At 70.3% G+C, this 15,702-nt stretch carries 15 protein-coding genes and 2 tRNA genes; 10 read left to right on the top strand and 7 right to left on the bottom strand.

The window, feature by feature from the left end; genetic code table 11:
- Nucleotides 1-26: 26 nt before the first annotated feature.
- Both VJR25_RS09525 and VJR25_RS09530 read right to left on the bottom strand, forming a co-directional pair.
- Nucleotides 27-758, bottom strand: coding sequence for a zinc ribbon domain-containing protein (locus VJR25_RS09525; RefSeq protein WP_324114737.1), 732 nt, complete (start codon nt 756-758; stop codon nt 27-29).
- Between the two features lie 33 nt (nt 759-791).
- Nucleotides 792-864: transfer RNA gene (locus VJR25_RS09530), tRNA-Val, on the bottom strand.
- A 145-nt stretch (nt 865-1,009) separates the two neighbouring features.
- On the opposite strand from VJR25_RS09530, the gene aceE reads away from it, so the two are divergent.
- From aceE to VJR25_RS09560, 6 genes are all read left to right on the top strand, one after another.
- Nucleotides 1,010-3,736, top strand: a complete 2,727-nt coding sequence (gene aceE / locus VJR25_RS09535; RefSeq protein ID WP_324114738.1) for a pyruvate dehydrogenase (acetyl-transferring), homodimeric type — start codon at nt 1,010-1,012, stop codon at nt 3,734-3,736.
- 7 nt (nt 3,737-3,743) lie between these two features.
- On the top strand, nt 3,744-4,961 hold the full coding sequence (locus tag VJR25_RS09540) for a helix-turn-helix domain-containing protein (RefSeq protein WP_324114739.1): 1,218 nt from the start codon (nt 3,744-3,746) through the stop codon (nt 4,959-4,961).
- A gap of 84 nt (nt 4,962-5,045) precedes the next feature.
- Nucleotides 5,046-5,966 (top strand): ACP S-malonyltransferase, encoded by a 921-nt coding sequence (locus VJR25_RS09545; RefSeq protein WP_324114773.1) that lies wholly within the window; start codon nt 5,046-5,048, stop codon nt 5,964-5,966.
- Nucleotides 5,963-6,964: a beta-ketoacyl-ACP synthase III gene (locus tag VJR25_RS09550; RefSeq protein WP_324114740.1), complete on the top strand. Its 1,002-nt coding sequence runs from the start codon at nt 5,963-5,965 to the stop codon at nt 6,962-6,964. The genes VJR25_RS09545 and VJR25_RS09550 overlap by 4 nt, the downstream gene beginning before the upstream one ends.
- A gap of 91 nt (nt 6,965-7,055) precedes the next feature.
- Nucleotides 7,056-7,304, top strand: a complete 249-nt coding sequence (locus tag VJR25_RS09555; protein ID WP_324114741.1) for an acyl carrier protein — start codon at nt 7,056-7,058, stop codon at nt 7,302-7,304.
- A gap of 54 nt (nt 7,305-7,358) precedes the next feature.
- Nucleotides 7,359-8,597, top strand: coding sequence for a beta-ketoacyl-[acyl-carrier-protein] synthase family protein (locus VJR25_RS09560; protein ID WP_324114742.1), 1,239 nt, complete (start codon nt 7,359-7,361; stop codon nt 8,595-8,597).
- Nucleotides 8,598-8,756: 159 nt separating this feature from the next.
- Here the strand turns inward: VJR25_RS09560 and VJR25_RS09565 are convergent, their stop codons facing one another.
- Entirely contained in the window at nt 8,757-9,260 is a 504-nt protein-coding gene (locus VJR25_RS09565) for a DUF3145 domain-containing protein (protein WP_324114743.1), read from the bottom strand.
- Between the two features lie 153 nt (nt 9,261-9,413).
- Nucleotides 9,414-10,013, bottom strand: a complete 600-nt coding sequence (locus VJR25_RS09570) for a TetR/AcrR family transcriptional regulator (RefSeq protein ID WP_324114744.1) — start codon at nt 10,011-10,013, stop codon at nt 9,414-9,416.
- Nucleotides 10,014-10,090: 77 nt separating this feature from the next.
- On the opposite strand from VJR25_RS09570, the gene VJR25_RS09575 reads away from it, so the two are divergent.
- Both VJR25_RS09575 and VJR25_RS09580 read left to right on the top strand, forming a co-directional pair.
- Nucleotides 10,091-11,812 carry an amidohydrolase gene (locus tag VJR25_RS09575; protein ID WP_324114745.1) on the top strand — a complete coding sequence of 574 codons (1,722 nt, stop codon included), beginning with the start codon at nt 10,091-10,093 and terminating at the stop codon, nt 11,810-11,812.
- A 72-nt stretch (nt 11,813-11,884) separates the two neighbouring features.
- Nucleotides 11,885-11,958 (top strand) — tRNA-Ile (locus tag VJR25_RS09580).
- A gap of 17 nt (nt 11,959-11,975) precedes the next feature.
- Here VJR25_RS09580 and VJR25_RS09585 read toward each other — a convergent pair.
- On the bottom strand, nt 11,976-12,791 hold the full coding sequence (locus tag VJR25_RS09585; protein ID WP_324114746.1) for a DNA-formamidopyrimidine glycosylase family protein: 816 nt from the start codon (nt 12,789-12,791) through the stop codon (nt 11,976-11,978).
- Nucleotides 12,792-12,835: 44 nt separating this feature from the next.
- On the bottom strand, nt 12,836-13,786 hold the full coding sequence (locus tag VJR25_RS09590) for a DMT family transporter (RefSeq protein ID WP_324114747.1): 951 nt from the start codon (nt 13,784-13,786) through the stop codon (nt 12,836-12,838).
- A 73-nt stretch (nt 13,787-13,859) separates the two neighbouring features.
- Between VJR25_RS09590 and def the strand changes: the two genes are divergently transcribed.
- A complete protein-coding gene (gene def, locus VJR25_RS09595) occupies nt 13,860-14,426 on the top strand; it encodes a peptide deformylase (protein WP_324114748.1) in 567 nt (188 codons plus the stop codon).
- Between the two features lie 24 nt (nt 14,427-14,450).
- Here def and VJR25_RS09600 read toward each other — a convergent pair whose 3' ends face one another.
- Complete coding sequence (locus VJR25_RS09600; protein ID WP_324114749.1) at nt 14,451-14,996, bottom strand: ribonuclease H; 546 nt, start codon at nt 14,994-14,996, stop codon at nt 14,451-14,453.
- A 144-nt stretch (nt 14,997-15,140) separates the two neighbouring features.
- Here VJR25_RS09600 and VJR25_RS09605 point away from each other — a divergent pair, with 144 nt between their 5' ends.
- Nucleotides 15,141-15,701 (top strand): HdeD family acid-resistance protein, encoded by a 561-nt coding sequence (locus VJR25_RS09605; protein WP_324114750.1) that lies wholly within the window; start codon nt 15,141-15,143, stop codon nt 15,699-15,701.
- The last annotated feature ends 1 nt before the right edge of the window (nt 15,702 follow it).

Raw genomic sequence — 15,702 nt, forward strand, 5'->3', positions numbered from 1 at the left:
CGCTCATGCGCGGCGGAGCGCGCGGCTCACAGGCCGGATTCCTCCGTGCGCACCAGGATGCAGCCGCACTCGGGGCAGGTCACGACGGCGTCGCCGGCGGCCCCGCTGATCGCATGCAGGTCGGTGCCGGAGAGCACCATGCGGCATCCTTCGCACGTCTGGCGGCGCAGCAGCGCCGCGCCGACGCCGCGCAGGGCCAGGCGGTCGTACAGCGCGACGAGCTCCGCAGGGACGGATGCCGCGATGGCCGACCGGTCGCGTTCGGCCGCCTCGTAGACCGCGGTGGCCTCGGCGACCGCGGTCTTGCCGGCGGCGGACAGTGCGGCCCCCTCCGCATTCACCTCGGCGATCACCTGCTCCTGCTCGGCGACGGCCGCCTCGGCCTGCTCGAGCCGCTCCATGATCTCGAGTTCGGCGTCCTCGAGGTCGCTCTTGCGGCGCGCGAGGGCGGCCAGCTCGCTCTCGAGCCCCTGGGCGTCCTTCGGGTTGGTGACGGTCTGCAGCCGGCCCTCGTCGCGGACGCGGCGGGCATCGACGACCGAGACGTCCCCCTCGATCCGCGACAGCTCCAGGCGCAGGTCGTCGCGGATGCCCTGACGCGCTCCCAGCTCGCGGCTCAGCTCCTGCCGACGACCCAGCAGCTCCTGGACGCGGGCGGCCTGCGCGGGGTTCTTGCGGGCGTGGTCCGCCTGGCGCATGCGCGTGTCGATCTCGGCGAGATCCAGCAGCCGGCGCTGGTCGGTCGGTGTCGCGTTCACGGGGACTCCGTCATGTAGGTTCTCGACAAATCGTGGGCCCTGCCGGGTTCGAACCGACGACAACCTGGGTGTAAACCAGGTGCTCTACCAGCTGAGCTAAAGGCCCGTCCCGCAATCCTACAGATCCGAGATAGTCGACCGTCCACAAATTCGCTAGGCTGTGCAATTGTGCGTTGTGCCGACTGTACAAGCGGACGCGCATCTGTAGCCGAATCTCTGGCACGACCTGCCAGATCGAAGAAAGGTCAGCCGTGACTGTTCACGATCAGGATCCATACTCACAGGGCCCTCTCGACAGCGACCCGGAAGAAACCGCGGAGTGGCAGGAATCCCTGCAGCAGCTCGTCGAGGCGAAGGGGCACCAGCGTGGCCGCGAGGTCATGCTCAGCCTCCTGAAGGAGTCCAAGGATCTCCAGCTCGGAGTGCCGATGGTCCCCACCACGGACTACATCAACACGATCGCTCCCGAGAACGAACCGGAGTTCCCCGGTGACGAGGAGATCGAGCGCAAGTACCGCTCGTGGATCCGCTGGAACGCCGCACTCACGGTGCACCGCGCACAGCGTCCGGGCGTCGGCGTCGGCGGCCACATCTCGACCTACGCGTCGTCGGCCTCGCTCTACGAGGTCGGCTACAACCACTTCTTCCGGGGCCTCGACCACCCGGGCGGCGGCGACCAGGTCTTCTTCCAGGGCCACGCCTCCCCCGGGATGTACGCCCGCTCGTTCCTCGAGGGCCGCCTCAGCGCCGAGGATCTCGACGGGTTCCGCCAGGAGAAGTCCCGCGCCGGGCACGCCCTCCCCTCGTACCCGCACCCGCGCCTCATGCCGGACTACTGGCAGTTCCCGACGGTCTCGATGGGTCTCGGCCCGATCAACGCCATCTACCAGGCGATGACCAACAAGTACCTCACCAACCGTGGGATCAAGGACCTCGACGACTCGCACGTGTGGGCCTTCCTCGGCGACGGCGAGATGGACGAGGTCGAGAGCCGGGGTCAGCTCCAGGTGGCCGCGAACGAGGGCCTGGACAACCTGACCTTCGTCATCAACGCGAACCTGCAGCGCCTCGACGGTCCGGTGCGCGGCAACGGCAAGATCATCCAGGAGCTCGAGAGCTTCTTCCGCGGTGCCGGCTGGAACGTCATCAAGGTCATCTGGGGCCGCGAATGGGACGAGCTGCTCGCCCGCGACTCGTCGGGTGCGCTCGTGAACGTCATGAACATGACGCCCGACGGCGACTACCAGACGTACAAGACCGAGGACGGCGCGTTCGTGCGCGAGCACTTCTTCGGCAAGGATCCGCGTGCCCTGGAGCTCGTCAAGGACTACTCCGACGACCAGATCTGGAATCTGCGCCGCGGCGGCCACGACTACCGCAAGGTGTACGCGGCGTTCAAGGCGGCCAAGGAGCACAAGGGCCAGCCCACCGTCATCATCGCCAAGACCATCAAGGGCTACGGCCTCGGTCCGCACTTCGCCGGTCGCAACGCCACGCACCAGATGAAGAAGATGACGCTGGACGACCTGAAGCTGTTCCGCGACTCGATGCACATCCCCATCTCGGACGCACAGCTCGAGGAGAACCCGTACCAGCCCCCGTACTACAACCCGGGACCGCAGGACGAGGCCATCCAGTACATGCTCGAGCGGCGCCGCGCGCTCGGCGGCTTCCTGCCGGAGCGCCGCAGCCACCACGTCGGCCTCACCCTGCCCGACGACAAGGCGTACGCACTGCCGAAGAAGGGCTCGGGCACCCAGGAGGTCGCCACCACGATGGCCTTCGTGCGCCTCCTCAAGGACCTGCTGCGAGCGCCCGACTTCGGTCACCGCATCGTGCCGATCATCCCCGACGAGGCCCGCACGTTCGGCATCGACGCCTACTTCCCGACGGCGAAGATCTACAACCCGAACGGGCAGAACTACACGTCGGTGGACCGCGAGCTGCTGCTGGCCTACAAGGAGAGCCCGCAGGGTCAGATCGTCCACGTCGGCATCAACGAGGCCGGCGCGATGGCGGCGTACACGACCACCGGGACGTCGTACGCGACGCACGGCGAGCCGCTGATCCCGATCTACGTGTTCTACTCGATGTTCGGCTTCCAGCGCACCGGCGACGCCATGTGGGCCGCCGGTGACCAGATGGCGCGCGGCTTCATCATCGGAGCCACGGCCGGCCGCACCACGCTGACCGGCGAAGGTCTGCAGCACGCCGACGGCCACTCGCCGCTCATCGCGTCGACCAACCCGTCGATCGTGTCGTACGACCCGGCCTACGGCTACGAGATCGCCCACATCGTGCGCTCGGGCATCGAGCGCATGTACGGCGGCGAGCACGAGGACCCGAACGTCTCGTACTACCTCACCGTGTACAACGAGCCGTATGTGCAGCCGGCCGAGCCCGAGGGCGTGGACGTCGACGGCATCGTGCGCGGCATCCACCGCATCTCGACCGGCGAGGGCGACGGCAACCGCGCGCAGATCCTCGCGTCGGGTGTGGGCGTGCCGTGGGCTCTCGAGGCCCAGAAGCTGCTGAAGGACGACTGGGGCGTGGTCGCCGACGTCTGGTCGGTCACCTCCTGGGGCGAGCTGCGCCGCGACGGCCTCGCCGTCGACGAGCACAACTTCCTCCACCCGGAGGAAGCGCCGCGCACCGCGTACATCACCGACAAGCTGCAGGGCGCCGAAGGCCCCGTGGTCGCGGTGAGCGACTTCTCGCACGCCGTGCAGGATCAGATCCGTCCGTGGGTTCCGAACCGCTTCGCGACCCTCGGCGCCGACGGCTTCGGCTTCAGCGACACGCGCGCCGCGGCCCGCCGGTTCTTCAAGATCGACGGCCCGTCGATCGTCGTCCGCACGCTGCAGGCCCTGGCCGAGGAGGGCAAGGTCGACCGCTCGCTGGCGGCCGAGGCCATCCGCAAGTACGACCTGCACAACGTGAACGCGGGCACCAGCGGCAACGCCGGCGGAGAGTCCTGATCCGGCCATGACCGACGCCACGGAAGCGATGGACAAGACCGAGACGCTCGGCTGGCTGCGGCGGATCTCGGGAGATCTCGCCACAGCCACCCTGCAGCGGCTCGAGTCCACGCTTCCGTGGTACGCCGAGATGCCGCCTGCGCGCCGCTCCGCCGTGGGGCTGGTCGCGCAGGCGGGCATCACGTCGTTCATCCAGTGGTACGAGGATCCGGGGTCGACCCCCTGGATCGCGTCCGACATCTTCGCAGCTGCCCCGCGCGAGCTGCTGCGAAGCGTCAGCCTGCAGCAGACCCTGCAGCTGATCCGGGTCACCGTGGAGGTGACCGAGGAGCGCGTGGCCGGCATGGGAGAGCACCTCCGAGAGGCGATCCTGCTCTACTCGCGCGAGGTCGCCTTCGCATCCGCCGACGTCTACGCGCGCGCCGCCGAGGCCCGTGGGCTCTGGGACGCCCGTCTCGAAGCCCTCGTGGTGGATTCGATCCTCACCGGCGAAGCCGACGAGGAGCTGCCGAGCCGCATCGCCGCCCTCGGGTGGCACGGGCACGGCGAAGTCGTCGTGCTCGTCGGCACCACCCCCGCGCAGCTCGACGTCGACCAGCTGCGCCGCACCGCGCGCAAGCTCGGCGTCGACGTGCCCATCGGCGTGCAGGGCTCCCGGCTCGTGCTGGTGGTCGGCCGCACCCACGGCCCGTCGGGCACCGCGGATGATTCGTCCGAGCTGCCGTTCGCCGAGATCGCCGCGCGCCTCGAACCCGGCTTCGGCACCGGGCACCTCGTGCTCGGGCCGGCGGTTCCCGCGCTCGTCGACGCCAGCCGCAGCGCCCGGGCGGCGCTGGCGGGCTTCGCCGTCGCCAAGGCCTGGCGGCATGCCCCGCGTCCCGTGGACGCCGACGATCTGCTGCCCGAGCGCGCCCTCGCCGGCGACCCGCTGGCCAAGCAGACCCTCGTCGACCGCATCTACAGCCCCCTGCAGGCCCACAGTTCCGACCTCGTGACGACGCTGTGGTCGTATCTCGACAACGGCCGCTCGCTCGAGGCGACCGCGCGGGAGCTGTTCGTGCATCCGAACACCGTGCGCTACCGCCTGAAGCGCGTCTCGGAGGTGATCGGGTGGGATGCCACCGGCCCCCGCGAAGCCGTCATCCTGCAGACCGCGCTGATCCTCGGCGCGATCGGACCGGATGCCACACGCCGCCGGCCGGCGCCCGCCCGGCGCCCGCGGTGATTGTCGCCTTCGTACAACGGAACCCCCATTTCTTCTGAAGGTCATGCACGACCCTCGTCTCGACCGCCTGGCAGGATGGAAATCGTGATCGTCGCCGTCTTTCCCGGCCAGGGTTCGCAGACCCCTGGCTTCCTCGCTCCCTGGCTCGAACTCGACGGCGCCCGCGAGCGCCTGGCCGCGTACTCCGAGGCCGCCGAGGTGGACCTCGTCGCCGCCGGCACCGAGTGGGATGCCGACCGCATCCGCGACACGAAGATCGCCCAGCCGCTCATCGTCGCGGCGAGCCTGCTGTCCTCCGCGGCGCTGGCCTCCCGCACCACGACGTCCTTCTCCGGCGTCGCCGGCCACTCCGTCGGCGAGATCGCGGCCCTCGCCGCGGCAGGCGTCTTCTCGGAGACCGACGGCATGCGACTCGTCGGCATCCGCGGCCGGGCCATGGCCGAGGCGGCCGCCCTCGAGGAGACCGGCATGAGCGCCGTGCTCGGCGGCGACGAAGAGGCCGTGCTGCAGCGCCTCGCCGAACTCGACCTCACCCCCGCGAACTACAACGGCGGCGGGCAGATCGTCGCGGCCGGCGCCCTCGACAAGCTCGCCGAGCTCGCGGCGGACGCCCCGGAGCGGGCCCGCGTCATGCCCCTCAAGGTGGCCGGCGCCTTCCACACGCGCTACATGGCGCCCGCCGTCCAGACGCTGCGCGCCGCGGCCTCCGAGGTCGCGGCGAACGACCCGGCTCTGCCGCTGTGGACCAACTTCGACGGCTCGGTGCTCGAATCCGGCACGGCGGCGATCGACCGTCTCGTCGCCCAGGTGGCTTCGCCCGTGCGCTGGGATCTGTGCATGGCGTCGTTCGCCGAGAGCGGCGTCACCGGGCTCATCGAGTTCTCGCCGGCCGGCACCCTCGTCGGTCTCGCCAAACGTGCGCTGAAGGGCGTGCCCGCTGTGGCCGTCAAGACGCCGGAGGATCTCGCGGCTGCGGCCGCACTGCTCGAAGGGGACGCCGAATGACCGCGACCATCAACCAGGCTCAGGGACCCGCATACACGCGGATCTACGCGTACGGTGCCGCCCGGGGCGAGAACTTCGTGCCCAACGACGACCTGGTCGGCCCGATCGACTCCAGCGACGAGTGGATCCGCCAGCGCACCGGCATCGTGACGCGCGTGCGCGCGGATGCCGGCACGACCGCCATCGACCTGGCGTCGGCCGCGGCGCTCGAGGCCGTGGAGCGGTCGGGTGTCGACCCGAAGCAGGTCGACGCGGTGATCGTGGCCACCATCAGCAACCCCAAGCAGACGCCGTCGGTGTCGGCGATCGTCGCCGACCGGATCGGTGCGAACCCGGCCGCCGCCTACGACGTGAACGCCGCCTGCGCGGGCTTCGCCTACGCGGTCGCCCAGGCCGACGCCCTCATCCGCGGTGGTGCCGCGCACTACGCCGTCGTCGTGGGTGCGGAGAAGCTCAGCGACATCGTCGACCCGACCGACCGCAGCATCTCGTTCCTCCTCGGAGACGGCGCCGGTGCCGCCGTGATCGGCCCGAGCGACACCCCCGGCATCGCCCCGACGATCTGGGGCTCGGACGGCTCCAAGGCCGACGTCGTGGGCATGAACGAGACCCTGGTCGACTTCCGCGACGGCAAGGCGCCCTGGCCGACGCTTCGCCAGGAGGGCCCCACCGTGTTCCGGTGGGCGGTCTGGGAGATGGCGAAGGTCGCCCGGCAGGCGCTCGACGCCGCCGGCATCCAGCCCTCGGACCTCGCTGCGTTCATCCCGCACCAGGCCAACATGCGCATCATCGACGAGTTCGCCAAGCAGCTGAAGCTGCCGGACACCGTCGCGATCGCCCGAGACATCGAGACGACCGGCAACACGTCGGCCGCGTCGATCCCGCTCGCTGCGCACCGGCTGCTGGAGGAGCACCCGGAGCTTTCCGGAGGCCTCGCGCTGCAGATCGGATTCGGTGCCGGACTGGTGTTCGGCGCGCAGGTCGTCGTGCTCCCGTGAGCGCGGGAACCGCAACTCTAGACTGAATCGGGTGCTGCCGGCCGACCGGTCCGCCGCACCGACATCCGTACATTCCACACAAGGAGCAGACATGGCACTGACCAACGATGAGGTCCTCGCGGGCCTGGCCGAGCTGATCACCGACGAGACCGGCATCTCCGCCGACGAGGTCGCGATGGAGAAGTCGTTCACCGACGACCTCGACATCGACTCGATCTCGATGATGACGATCGTCGTCAACGCCGAGGAGAAGTTCGGCGTGACGATCCCCGACGACGAGGTCAAGAACCTGAAGTCGGTCGGCGACGCCGTCACCTTCATCACGTCCAACCAGGCGTGACCCCTCCGGTGGGGGCGAGAGCCCCCACCGGCAAAACCTCACCAAGGATCTTCAATGAGCGCATCCCGCATCGTCGTCACCGGAATCGGCGCGTCCAGCCCCATCGGGGGCACCGCGCCCGAGAGCTGGTCCGCCCTGCTGGGCGGGGCCTCCGGAACCCGCACCCTCGAGCACGAGTGGGTCGAGGAGCTGCAGCTTCCCGTCACCTTCGCCGCCGAGGCCCTCGTGCGCCCCGAAACCGTCCTCGCGCGTCCGATGGCCAAGCGGCTCGACCCCTCCTCCCAGTTCGCGCTGGTCGCGGCGATGGAGGCGTGGGAGGATGCCGGCGCCCCCGAGGTCGACCCCGACCGCCTCGGCGTGGACTTCGCGACCGGCATCGGCGGGGTGTGGACGCTGCTCGACGCGTGGGACACGCTCAAGGAGAAGGGCCCGCGCCGCGTCATGCCGATGACGGTGCCCATGCTCATGCCGAACGCGGCCGCGGGCAACCTGTCGCTGCATTTCGGGGCCCGCGCCTTCGCGCGAACCGTGGCGAGCGCCTGCGCCTCCAGCACGGAGTCCATCGTGAACGCGATGGAGCACCTGCAGGACGGCCTCGCCGATGTGGTCATCGCGGGCGGGACCGAGTCCGCGATCCACCCCATCACGATCGCGTCGTTCGCGTCGATGCAGGCCCTGTCCAAGCGCAACGACGACCCGGCGCACGCCTCCCGCCCCACGAGCATCGACCGCGACGGCTTCGTCATGGGCGAAGGCGCGGCCGCGCTCATCCTCGAGACCGAGGAGCACGCGAAGGCGCGCGGCGCCAGGATCTACGCGTACGTCGTGGGCGGCGGCGTCACCGCCGACTCGTACCACATCACCGCCAACGACCCCGAGGGCAAGGGCGCGTCCCGCGCCGTCGAGCAGGCGCTCGCGATGGCGGATGCCTCCCCCGACGACGTCACCCACATCAACGCGCACGCCACCTCCACTCCCGTCGGCGACCCGAACGAGTACCAGGCGCTGCGCACGGTGTTCGGCTCGCGCGTCGACGAGATCCCGGTCTCGGCGACGAAGGCGTCCACCGGCCACCTGCTCGGCGGCACCGGCGCCCTGGAGGCGGTGTTCACGATCCTCGCGCTGCGGGACCGCGTGGCGCCCCCCACGATCAACCTCACCGAGCAGGACCCGGAGGTTCCGTTCGCGATCTCCGGCACGTCCCTCGACCTCGGCTCGGGCGACCAGCTCGCGATCAGCAACTCGTTCGGATTCGGCGGTCACAACGCCGTGGTGGCGTTCGCCTCCGCGTGACCGTCTCCTGAAACCTCAGAAGCCCCGGCACCGCTGCCGGGGCTTCTGTCGTGTCAGGCGGCGATTCGCGTTCCCCTCCCCCGGGACACCCCACCGAGGATGCGGTAGTTGCGCCTCTCTCCGTCTGAGTCCTCTGTCAGGCGCTGACGGCGGTCCGACTCAGCCGACCTTGTGCAGCCACACGACGGGCGCGTCGTCGGATGCGTGCCGGAACGGCTCGAGCTCCTCGTCCCAGGCCGCCCCGAGCGCCACCTCCAGTTCGCGCAGCAGCTCCACCGGGTCACCGGCCGACACCTCCACGGCGTACCGGATGCGCTCCTCGCCGACGACGACGTTGCCCGCCGTGTCCGTCTGCGCGAAGTGGATGCCGAGGTCCGGCGTGTGCATCCAGCGGCCGCCGTCGCTGCGCGCCGAGGGGTCCTCGGTGATCTCGTACCGCAGGTGCTCCCAGCCCCGGATCGCCGTCGCGAGGGCGGCGCCGGTGCCGGCGGTGCCCTCCCAATAGAACTCCGCGCGACGGCATCCCTGCAGCACGGGCTGGTCGGTCCAGTCGAAGTTGACGGCACGTCCGAGAGCGCGTCCGACCGCCCACTCCAGGTGGGGGCACAACGCGCGTGGCGCGGAGTGGATGTAAACCACTCCACGCGCCTGTGTGGAAGCCATGGTCTCTCCGTTTCGTCAGGTGCGTCTTCCCCTACGACCTGAACCGGATCATCCACGGCTGTTCTGCTATGTCGGGCCCATTATGGCGCACGGACGGCGGGAATCACAACCGTGTCACTCCACGGCGTGGCGCGATGACGGTGACGGCGGCGGCTACGCCGGGGCGCAGCCCAGTTCTGCGGCGAGTCGACGCATGGCGGCTGTGGCGGCGGCCACGGTCATGAGCTCGTTGCCGCCCACGATGTGCAGGCCGTAGGCGTCCTCGAGGGCGACGAAGGTCATCGCGAGTTCGTCGTCGGACAGTCCCGACCGGAACACGCCGGCCGCCCGGCCCGCGGCGAACACCCGCCGATAGGTCGCCAGCTGTCGCAGGTACATGTGCTGCACCTGCTCGTCGTGGAGGGCCGATGACCCGGCGAGCACGTCGAACTCGTAGAGGAGCCGCATCAGATGGTCATCGGGGCCGTGCGGAAGGCCTCGTTCGATGGCGACGGCCAGCTGCCGGCGCGGGTCGTCGAGAGCGCCCACCACGGCATCCCGCTCATCGCAGAAGCGCGCGACGCCTGCGGAGTGGGTCTCGACGAGCAGGGCGTCGAGATCCTCGTAGTAGTAGAGCACCGCGCCCCGGGTCAGCCCGGCGCGCGCGGCGACGTCGGTCAGCGACAGCGACCGCAGCCCGCGCTCGGCGCCCGCGGCGATCGTCGCCTCGATGAGCGCCGCACGCCTCTCCTCCTGCCGTCTCGGTCTCGCCACCCCTTGACAGTAGTCCAGATGCGTGGGACGGTTGAGTATTCTTTGACACTTGAGTCAATTAATTCCTGGAGACCCTCATGCTCGACCTGCTGCTCACCGGCGCACGTGTGCGCACGTTCGACCCCGCACGGCCCTGGGCCGACGCCATCGGCGTCTCCGGCGACCGCATCGCGTTCGTCGGACCGGCCGCGGAGGCGCCGCGAGCCCAACGTGTCGTGAACGCCGAGGGCCGCACCGTCACGCCGGGCGTCATCGACACCCACAACCATCTGCTCCTCGGCTTCGACGAGGATGCCGTGAGCCTCGAGGGCGCGCACACGCTCGCCGAGGTGCGCCGCCGCATCGCCGGATTCGCGGCATCCCGCCCCGATCTCAGCTGGATCTGCGCGGAGAACGCCGTCTACTCGATCGTGGACGACCGTCGCCCGAACGCCGACGACCTGCGCGGGTTGGATGCCGCGAACCGTCCGATCTTCGTCACCACGTACGACCAGCACTCGGTCTGGCTGAACGACTCCGCGCTGCGGGCGCTCGGCATCGCGGACGGCACGGACGTCGCGTGGGGACGGCCCGAACGCGGCGACGACGGTGCCCCGACGGGGTGGGTGACCGACTTCTACACCAGCGCGATGACCGTGCGCGGCCTCGCGGAGCTGCAGCGCGACATCCCGATGTACTCCCCCGACCGGCGCTACAAGAAGATCCTCGCGAGCATGCGGATGGCGACCGCGGTCGGCATCACCACGGCCGTGGAGCCGCAGGTGCCGCTGGCCGAGCTGCCCCTGTTCGAACGCGCTCTGCAGGCGGGGCTGCTGACCTCCCGCGTGATCGCCCAGCTGTTCCACCCGGTCGGTGCGGACGGTGCGTTCCGGCGCACGCTGCGCGACACCGTCGACACCTTCACGCCCGACCCGCTGCTGACGGTCGGGCCGCTCAAGCTGTACTCCGACGACGTCATCGAGCCGCACACCGCGTTCATGCTCGACGACTACGCGAACCGGCCGGGCCGTCGCGGACGCCCGAGCTACGCCGGCAGCGGCGGGCGGGAGCTCGTGGAGGTCATCACGGAGCTCGACCGGCTCGGCTTCCAGACGCACACGCACGCCACCGGCGATGCCGGCATCCGCCTCGCCCTCGACGCCATCGAGAACGCGCAGCGCGCGAACGGCACGACCGATCGCCGCCACGGCATCGTGCATGTCGAGTGCCTGCACCCCGACGACCTGTCCCGGTTCGCCCGGCTCGGCGTCGTCGCCGCCATGCAGCCCCGGCACGCGTCTCCGGACCTGGTCGCGGGCACCTGGATGGAGAACATCGGCGAAGAGCGGTGGGACCGCGCCTGGCGCTTCAAGAGCCTCATCGATTCGGGCGCGACGGTGTCGTTCTCGAGCGACTGGCAGGTCGGCGAGATGGACCCGCTGGTCGGCGTCTTCTCGGCGGCGACCCGTGCCACGCTCGCCGGGACCGACGCGTGGACCACGGCCGAGCGGGTCGGCATCGACCAGTCCCTCGAGGCGTACACGCGGAGCGGCGCGCGCGCCTTCCATCTGGAGCGCGAGGTGGGCACCCTCGCCGAGGGGATGCTCGCGGACCTCGTGGTGTGGTCGGGCGACCTGCACGCGCACGAGGGCGACCCGCAGGGACTCCTCGGCGAGTTCGCCGAGACCACGATCGTCGGAGGCCGCGTCGTGCACTCGCGCGGCGACGTGCTCGACGAGGTGGGCGCTCCCCCGGCCTCCGACCCGGCTGCCGGCGGCACCGCGAAGGACCCGCACCAGCACGAGCACCACGACGCTTAGAACCTCGGGCGACGGCGCGGCGGACACGGGTGCCGTGCCGTAGGCTCGAAGGTCGGGGCCCGTGGGCCCCGCGGGGCGGTGGCCAAGCTGGTCAAGGCAGCGGGCTCATAACCCGACGATCGTGGGTTCAAGTCCCACCCGCCCTACAGATGTCCCGACGGATTCACCCCGCCGACTGACAGGACGGGCACCACTGCGCGGACGTGCCGGCGAACGTGAAGTCCTCGATCTGGCCGCCGCAGGCCGGGCAGGATTCTCCGGCGCGCCCGTGCACGCGCATGGCCGCGACCTTCGTCGCCTTCTGATCGGCGATCGGGATGCCGCGGCGGGCGGCGATCGCGCCGCCGATCTCGTCGGTCATCGCTCGGAAGAGCCGCTCGCGCTGCTGGTCGGAGAGGAGCGCGGCGTGCATCGTCGGCGACAGTCGGGCGGCGAACAGGATCTCGTCCGAATAGGCGTTGCCGATGCCCGCGAACGACGTCTGCTCCTGCAGCACGGCCTTCAGCTGCTTGCGCCGTCCCACGGTCGCGGCATCCACGTCGGACTGCGAGAACGCGGCATCGGCCGGATCGGGGCCGAGGCTCGCGATCGCAGCGACCTCGGCCGGATCGGCCACCACCCACAGGGCCGCGCTGCGGAAGGAACCCGCGTCGGTGAGGTCGAGCGCCGCGCGGTCGTCGAAGGCGATCGTCGCGATGACCGGCGGATCGGACGGGGGCGTCTCGGCCCCGGTCTCTCGCCACGCGCCCCAGCCGTGCCGCCCGAAGCTCACGACGAGGTGCTGGCGGTCGGTCACGACGTCGACGTACTTGCCGAGCCGGCGCACCTGCGACACGACGGCGCCCGCGAGCACGCCCGGATCGACCCCGCGGGTCTTGTAGGCGCGGAAGTCGCGCACCGTGAACGCGTCGACGCCGCGACCGACGACACGCGCCGCGACGGACTCGGCGAAGGCCTGGACTTCCGGCGACTCGGGCATGGGTCAGATCCTGCCACCGGCATCCGACATCCGCGACGGACCGGTCAGGAGGGGTCGTCCCCGCCGCGCCGGATCGGCAGCTGCTGGCTGTCGCTGATGACCTGGGGGTGGTTGCGCGCCAGGGAGAACACGCCGTACACGGCGATGAGGCCGGCCACGGCGAACCCGAGCAGCGCCGGCCATGGCGCGGTCTCCGCCTCGCGCAGGATCGTCAGCCCGATGAGCACCGCGACCATGGGGTCGATGACTGTGAGGCCGGCGACCACGAGGTCGGGCGGCCCGACGGCGTAGGCGGTCTGCACGAAGTAGGCGCCGACCGCCAGGGCCGCGACGAGGCCGACGGCGCACAGGATGGTCAGCCAGTTGACGTCCTGCGATTGCAGTCGCGTGATCACGGTCTTCGCGAGGGTCGCCACGAAGCCGTACAGCACGCCGGATGCCACGACGTAGAAGAGCGGATGCGTCTTGCGCCGCACGAGCAGCCAGACCGTGACGAGAGCGACCAGCATGACCACGAGCAGACCGAGGATGATGAGCAGCTGCAGGTCGCTCACCGGTGTGTCCGTCGCGAACAGCGCGGCGATCGTGACGAAGACGAAGATGCCGCCCACGCACGCGATGATCGACGTGACCGATTTTCCGGTCGGCTTGTGGCCGCTCAGGCGCGCGTTCAGCAGCGTCGTGATGACCAGCGAGATCGCACCCAGCGGCTGGACCAGGATCAGCGGGGCGAACGCGAGAGCGGTGAGCTGGGAGATCACCGCGGCGCCGAGCATGAGCGTGCCGAACACCCACGACGGCCGGCGGAGCAGATTGAGGAAGTGCCGCACCGTCAGGCCGCTGCTGCCGGACACTCCGGTCAGGCGCCCGACCTTGACGACGCCGCGGTGCTGGTACTGCGCACCGAACGACATGAAGACGGCGCCGAGCAGTGCCAGCGGGATGCCGATCAGGATCGCGGGGTCGCGGAAGACGCCGACCAGGTGGTCGGTCACGTCCCCTGTGTACACCCCAGTGAAGGCCACGCTTCGACCCTACGCGACGGTAGGGCGCCGGTAGGCTCTTGACGTGGCCGTACTTCCGATCCGCATCATGGGTGACCCTGTCCTCCACGCCCCCGCCGCCGAGGTGGGTGAGATCACCGACGAGATCCGCACGCTCGTCGCCGACATGTACGAGACGATGGATGCCGCCCCCGGCGTCGGCCTCGCCGCTCCGCAGGTGGGCGTGCCCCTGCGGCTCTACACCTACACGTATCAGGACGACGAGGGCCACCCGTGGCGCGGCGTCGTGATCAACCCCACGCTGTGGCAGCGCCCGCTGATCCCGGGCGGCCCGGACCCTGAAGAGGAGTCCGAGGGATGCCTCTCGTTCCCGGGCGAGCGGTTCCCGCTGCGCCGTTCGGAAGAGGTGCTGGTGACCGGAATCGACCTCGACGGCGCCCCGGTGCGGATCGAGGTCAGCGGCTGGCGCGCGCGCATCATGCAGCACGAGTTCGACCATCTCGACGGCGTCCTCTACGTCGACCGACTCGACGACGGAGACTGGCGCACGGTGCAGAAGATCGCCCGCAAGCGCGGGTGGAACCGCCCCGGACAGTCGTGGATGCCCGGGGTCGACGACCTCGACGCCTGACCCTTCGACGCGCTCGGGGACCGGCTACCGCTTGCGGTCCTGCGCCGACCGCGGCGGGTCGACGCTCACGTCGATCGGGGCCTGCCCGTCCAGCGACGACCACCGGCTCTCGGTGCCCTTCGCGCCGTGGGTCGCCGCGCGCACCGCGCGCTCATCCGCCCAGCTGTTCAGGCGATGCCCGGCGTGGCCCCGCACATGCTCGAGCACGACGTCGGGCAGCCCGTGCTCGCGTCGAGCATCCCGCTCGACGATGAGCTGCTTGAGGAGATCGACGTTCTTGGCCGGCGCGCCGGTGCTGGTCTTCCAGTTGCGGCGCGCGTGGCCGTCCATCCACTTCGCGTAGGTGTCGATCGCGTACTTCGAGTCGGCCTGCACGACGAGGTCGCGGACGTCCCGGTGGTCGCGGATGGCGTTCAGGAGGCCCAGCAGCTCGCCGATGTTGTTCGTGCCGGATGCCAGCGAGCCGGCCGCCCACTCGCCGTCCTCCCCCACCCAGGCCCAGCCGGCCGGTCCCGGGTTGCCCTGACAGGCGCCGTCCGTCGCCACGATGTACCGGTCGCTTTCCACCACGTGCTCGTCCTGCCTCTTCCCGTCGGTCCGGCATCCGATCCTAGCCGTGCGCGAACGCCGGTCATGCGCGGCCCTCTGGCCGCACCCGCCGCGCGCGCTAGGGTATGGGCACCGCACACAGGCAACGCTCAGAAAGGTCACATCATGACGTCGGAGTCCTCCGTCGGGAAGAACGCCGTCAACGGCATCCGCACCGCCTTCGGCGTCGGCGGACTCATCGCCCTCGTCGTCGGCATCCTGATCCTCGTGTGGCCGGGCCACACCGCTTCGGTCATCACCGCGATCATCGCGCTGTACGCGATCGTCGTCGGACTCGTGTATGCCGGACTCGGCATCTTCGCCCGAACCATGGGCGGCTGGTCGCGGCTGGGCCACATCGTGCTCGGCGTGCTGTTCATCATCGGCGGCGTCATCGCGCTCACCAACCTGCGGGCGTCGACCGTGTGGTTCGCCGTGTTCCTCGGGATCTTCATCGGCATCATGTGGATCGTCGAGGGCGTCGTCGCACTGACCACGCTCGCCGGCAGCCGCACGAAGGCGTTCGCCGTGGTCTTCGCGATCCTGAGCATCGTCGCCGGTGTGATCGTGCTGCTGAGCCCGTTGTGGAGTGCCGTGGTGCTGTGGTGGCTCTTCGGGATCTCGCTGGTCGTGCTGGGCATCGTGCAGATCGTGCGTGCCTTCGCCCTCTCGGCGACGGCCCGGTAGC

This window comes from Microbacterium sp. (genome assembly GCF_035277845.1).
GTDB lineage: Bacteria > Actinomycetota > Actinomycetes > Actinomycetales > Microbacteriaceae > Microbacterium.

Bases quoted from the DNA above. Each gene is read 5' to 3' on its own strand.
- VJR25_RS09585 (WP_324114746.1), bottom strand. From the start codon at position 12,791: ATGCCCGAGTCGCCGGAAGTCCAGGCCTTCGCCGAGTCCGTCGCGGCG.
- VJR25_RS09555 (WP_324114741.1), top strand. From the start codon at position 7,056: ATGGCACTGACCAACGATGAGGTCCTCGCGGGCCTGGCCGAGCTGATC.
- VJR25_RS09565 (WP_324114743.1), bottom strand. From the start codon at position 9,260: ATGGCTTCCACACAGGCGCGTGGAGTGGTTTACATCCACTCCGCGCCA.
- VJR25_RS09540 (WP_324114739.1), top strand. From the start codon at position 3,744: ATGACCGACGCCACGGAAGCGATGGACAAGACCGAGACGCTCGGCTGG.
- VJR25_RS09550 (WP_324114740.1), top strand. From the start codon at position 5,963: ATGACCGCGACCATCAACCAGGCTCAGGGACCCGCATACACGCGGATC.
- VJR25_RS09560 (WP_324114742.1), top strand. From the start codon at position 7,359: ATGAGCGCATCCCGCATCGTCGTCACCGGAATCGGCGCGTCCAGCCCC.
- VJR25_RS09575 (WP_324114745.1), top strand. From the start codon at position 10,091: ATGCTCGACCTGCTGCTCACCGGCGCACGTGTGCGCACGTTCGACCCC.
- VJR25_RS09605 (WP_324114750.1), top strand. From the start codon at position 15,141: ATGACGTCGGAGTCCTCCGTCGGGAAGAACGCCGTCAACGGCATCCGC.